Consider the following 4,925-nt stretch of genomic DNA (forward strand, 5'->3'; position numbering starts at 1 on the left):
CCCCCCCCCCCACTACCCGGGAAGAGAACGTCACGGTCCGTACATCGCAACCCGGAAACTGGACGTCCCGGTAGGTACCGACCGTTGGTCGGTACCGTGCATCATCAGGCTTTCATCGTCCCGGTATCCAGCCACCGCTGGTGCCACGACAGCGCTTCGGGCAGCAGATGCGGGGTGTGCTTGCCATAGCTCTCGCGGCTGGCACGGTCGAAATAGTCATTCAACTGATCGCGGAAATCCGGATGCGCGCAGTTGTCGATGACCACCCGCGCGCGCTTGCGCGGGGTCAGGCCGCGCAGATCGGCCAGGCCCTGTTCGGTGACGATCACCGACACATCGTGTTCGGTGTGATCCACGTGGCTGACCATCGGCACGATCGCCGAGATGCTGCCGTTCTTCGCCGTCGAAGGACTCAGGAACGCGGACAGGAACCCGTTACGCGCGAAGTCGCCCGAGCCGCCGATGCCGTTCATGATCCGGCTGCCCATCACGTGGGTCGAGTTGACGTTGCCGTACAGGTCGGCCTCGATCATGCCGTTCATGCCGATGCAGCCCAGGCGGCGCACCAGTTCCGGATGGTTCGAGATTTCCTGCGTGCGCATGATGATGCGCTCGCGGTAGAAATCGATGTGTTCCTTGAAGGTCTCGTTCGCCTGCGGGCTCAACGCGAAGCCGGTGCACGAGGCGTAGCTCAACACGCCATCGCGCAGCAGATCGAGCATGCCGTCCTGGATCACCTCGGTGAACGCGCTCAGATCGCGGAAGCCGCTCTTGGCCAGCCCGGCCAGTACCGCGTTGGGGATGTTGCCCACGCCGCTCTGCAGCGGCAGCAGGTTGGCTGGCAGGCGGCCCTTGGCTACTTCGTGCTTGAGGAATTCGATCAGGTACTGCGCGATCTGCTCGCTGGTCGTATCGATCGGGCTGAACGGACTGTTGCGGTCCGGGCCGTTGGTACGCACCACGGCGACGATCTTGTCCGGGTCGCAGCGCAGCGCGGTCTCACCGATGCGGTCGTTGGCGTGCACCAGCGGGATCGGCTTGCGGTGCGGCGGCAGCGCGGTGCCGTAGTAGATGTCATGCATGCCGTCCACGCCGGCCGGCTGCCATTCGTTGACCTCGACGATCACCTTCTTGGCCAGGTCCAGCCAGGTCTTGTTGTTGCCGACCGAGGTGGAGGGCACCAGCGAGCCATCCTCGCGGATCGCCGAGACCTCGATCACCGCCGTGTCGATGTCGCCATAGAAGCCGAACCATACGTGCTGGGCGACGTGGCTGAGGTGGATGTCGATGTAATCCAGCTTGCCCTCGTTGATGCGGTTGCGCGCATCCGGGTCGCTCTGGAAGGGCATGCGCATCGCGATGCCATCGGCCTTGGCCAGCGCGCCATCCAGCTCCGGCGCGGTCGAGGCGCCGGTCATCAGGCTGATCTGGAAGGGCAGGCCCTGGGCGTGCACCGCTTCGATGCGTTGCGCCAGCGCGACCGGCACCGCCTTGGGATAACCTGAACCGGTAAAGCCGCTCATGGCGACGGTTTCACCCGGTTGGATCAGGGCGGCGGCAGCTTCGGCGGAGACAACGCGGTCACGCAGACGCGCGTTTGCAATGCGATCGACAGACATGACGACAACGTTTTTGGGGGGATCTCCATTATCGGCGATCCACGCAGGGGCAGGGGTTCTACCTTGGTGGGATGGCGTTTTCACATCGGCGCCCCCCTGTTCAGGTTTCCGGCCTACTTCTGTACCCGCAAGTATTGTTTTGCAGTGCAGCGTGCAAGTTCGTCGCCGACCCTAGAAGATCGACCTGCATCCCGACGTGGGGGAGGGAGCAGAGCCCGCTGGCAGTTCGCTGCAAGCGGGCTTTTTTATGTCTCGCCTCCGGAACACCGGGGCGCCGTTGGGTCTCGCGCGTCGACACGCGCCCGCTCACGACCGCGCAACCGGTGAACACGCTTCTTGCCCTGCAGGGCGACCCGCGCCGGGCATAATCCCCTCATGCCGATCTCCGACCTCGCCGCGCCCGCGCGCGTCCCCGATGCCCTTGTTCCCCTGGTTAATCGCGCTTTGGCGCGCCTGGCCCTGTCGCTGACCGATGGCGGCCACTGGCCGCCTCCGGCACCCGTACTGGCGACCCTGCGCGCGCTGGCCGTCACCAGCGACTTCGCCATCGACACCCTGTGCCGCCAGCCGGCGCTGTTGTCGCATCTCACCCAGGAGGGCTGCCCACCGCTGCCCCTGCCCGAGCTGGATCCGCTGCAGCCCAGCGAATGGCAGCAGCGCCTGCGCCGCTACCGCACCGCCGCCTCCACCCGCCTGATCTGGCGCGACCTGACCGGGCAGGATGACGTGCCTGCCACGCTTGCCGGTGCCACCCGCTTGGCGGAGGAGTGCCTGCAGCTCGCGCTCTCCGCGCTGGAGCAGGAATTCACCGGCCGCCATGGCGTGGTCCGTGCGGCGGACGGCAGCGCGCAGCAGCTGGTCGTGTTCGGGCTGGGCAAGCTCGGCGGTGGTGAACTCAATTTCAGTTCGGACGTGGACCTGGTCTACGCCTACCCGCAGGGCGGCGAATCCGATGGCGCGCGCCCGCTCGCCGCCGAGGAATACTTCGCACGCCTTGGCCAGCGCCTCGCGCGGTTGCTCGATGACACCACCGTGGATGGCTTCAGCCACCGCGTCGATCTTCGCCTGCGCCCCTTCGGCAATGCCGGGCGCGTGGCGCTGTCGTTCGCCGGCATGGACCAGTACTTCCAGCGCGAAGGCCGTGACTGGGAGCGCTATGCCTGGCTGAAGGCGCGTGCCGTCGCCGGTGATATCGCCGCCGGCGAAGCGTGGCTGCAGACCCTGCGCCCGTTCGTCTACCGCCGCTATCTGGATTTCACCGCGCTCGATGGTCTGCGCGAGATGAAGGCCGCGATCACCGCAGAAGTGTCGCGCCGCGAGATGCACGACGACATCAAGCGCGGCCCCGGCGGCATCCGCGAAATCGAGTTCCTCGCGCAGGCCCTGCAGTTGATCCGCGGCGGCCGCGAAGCCCCACTGCGCGAGCGTCGCCTGCTGCACGCGCTGCCGGCGCTGGTCGCCTCCGGCCAGATGGCCGAGCAGGACGGCGCCGACCTGCTGCATGCCTACGGTTTCCTGCGTCGCCTGGAAAACCGCCTGCAGATGCTGCGCGATGCACAGACGCATGCGTTGCCCACCGACACCACCGACCGTCTGCGCATCGCCAGCGGACTCGGTTACGAAGACTGGGACGCGCTGGTTGCCGCGCTGGATGTGCAGCGCGAGCGGGTCAGCATCGAGTTCGCCGCACTGCTCGCACCGCGCCGTGGCCAGGCCGCGCCGGATGCACTGGCCAGCTACTGGCGCGGCCTGCCCGACAACGGCAGCGCCGAGGTGCTGGCCGAGGCCGGCTTCTTCGATGCCGGCAGCGCCGATCAATCGCTGCGCGATTTCGCGCAGAGCTCCGGGGTGAAGTCCTTGTCCGATGCCGCGCGTGCGCGCCTGGACCGCGTGCTGCCGGCGCTGCTGCACGCCGCCACGCGCTCACCGCAGCCGGATGCCGCGCTCAAGCGCGTGCTCGGCCTGCTGCAGGCGATCCTGCGCCGGACCAGCTATCTCGCTCTGCTCGACGAACAGCCCAGCGCATTGGCACGCCTGGTCGACGTGCTTGCACGCAGCGCATTGCTGGCCGAGCGCCTGGCAGCGTATCCGCTGCTGCTCGATGAACTGCTCGACGTGCGCGTCTCCGGCCCGATGCCGGACGCCGCGGGCATGCAGGCCGAGTGCGCTGTCGCGCTGACCATCGATGATCCCGAAGCCGCGCTGCGCCTGCTCAACGAGACCCGGCTGGCGCTGAGCTTCCGCATGGCGATGGCCACGCTGGATGGCCGTCAGCGCGCCGTCGACACCACCCGGCAACTGGCCGAACTCGCCCAAGCGGTCGTCGTCACCGTGCTCGCGCTGGTGCAGGCCGACATGCAGCGCCAGCACGGCGGCATCCCCGGCGGGCGTTTCGCGATCATCGGCTACGGCAGCCTGGGCGGACTGGAGCTGGGCTTCGGCTCGGATCTGGATCTGGTCTTCCTGCACGACCACCCGGCCGATCAGGACAGCAGCGACGGCCCGCGTCCACTGGATCCCGGCCGCTGGTACGCCCGCCTGGCACAGAAGGTGATGGCGATGCTCGGCGCGGTCACCGCCGCCGGCCGCCTGTACGACATCGACGTGCGTCTGCGCCCGGATGGTGGCAAGGGCGCCTTGGTTTCCTCACTGGCCAGCTACACCGAATACCAGCGCGAACGTGCCTGGACCTGGGAGCACCAGGCACTGGTGCGCGCCCGTGCCATCGCCGGCGATGACTCGCTGTTGGCCGACTTCGAACGGGTGCGCGCGCAGACGCTGGCGCGCCCGCGCGACAACGCCGTGCTCTACACCGACGTGCTGAAGATGCGGGCGCGCATGCGTGCCGAACTGGACCGCAGCGATGCCGCACGGCTCGATCTCAAGCAGGGCGCAGGTGGCATTGTCGATCTCGAATTCCTGCTGCAGACCGGCGTGCTCGACAGCGCCGTTACGCACCCGCAGGTGGTGCAACCGCGCGATACCCCCAGCCTGATCGACGCGCTGGCCGACATCGCCTGGCTGCCCGGCGGCACCCGCGATGGCCTGCACGAGGCGCATGCGGCGCTGCTGGATGTGGGCCTGGCCTGCACGCTGGACCGCCGCCCGCGCCTGGCGCCACCGACCCCTGCATTGGAAGCGGCGCGCGCGATGATCATCGCGGCAAGCGATGCGGCGGGGTTGCCGTTCCAGGTGCGGATCGACGTCGTCAGCTGACGGTGGTTTGCACAGTCGTCGACCTCGCACCGCTCTGGCACCGGTAGTGCCGGCCGCTGGCCGGCTCCCATGAACTCTGCGGAGCCGGCC

At 68.0% G+C, this 4,925-nt stretch carries 2 protein-coding genes; one reads left to right on the top strand and one right to left on the bottom strand.

Annotation, left to right across the window (positions count from 1 at the left end):
- Positions 1 to 104: 104 nt before the first annotated feature.
- On the bottom strand, positions 105 to 1,619 hold the full coding sequence (scpC, locus tag ACE026_RS20445; RefSeq protein WP_070471520.1) for a succinyl-CoA:acetate CoA-transferase ScpC: 1,515 nt from the start codon (positions 1,617 to 1,619) through the stop codon (positions 105 to 107).
- Positions 1,620 to 1,994: 375 nt separating this feature from the next.
- Between scpC and glnE the strand changes: the two genes are divergently transcribed.
- Positions 1,995 to 4,835 carry a bifunctional [glutamate--ammonia ligase]-adenylyl-L-tyrosine phosphorylase/[glutamate--ammonia-ligase] adenylyltransferase gene (gene glnE, locus ACE026_RS20450; RefSeq protein WP_486040678.1) on the top strand — a complete coding sequence of 947 codons (2,841 nt, stop codon included), beginning with the start codon at positions 1,995 to 1,997 and terminating at the stop codon, positions 4,833 to 4,835.
- The last annotated feature ends 90 nt before the right edge of the window (positions 4,836 to 4,925 follow it).

Source organism: Stenotrophomonas sp. AGC87 (genome assembly GCF_057333975.1).

Bases quoted from the DNA above. Each gene is read 5' to 3' on its own strand.
- scpC (WP_070471520.1), bottom strand. From the start codon at position 1,619: ATGTCTGTCGATCGCATTGCAAACGCGCGTCTGCGTGACCGCGTTGTC.
- glnE (WP_486040678.1), top strand. From the start codon at position 1,995: ATGCCGATCTCCGACCTCGCCGCGCCCGCGCGCGTCCCCGATGCCCTT.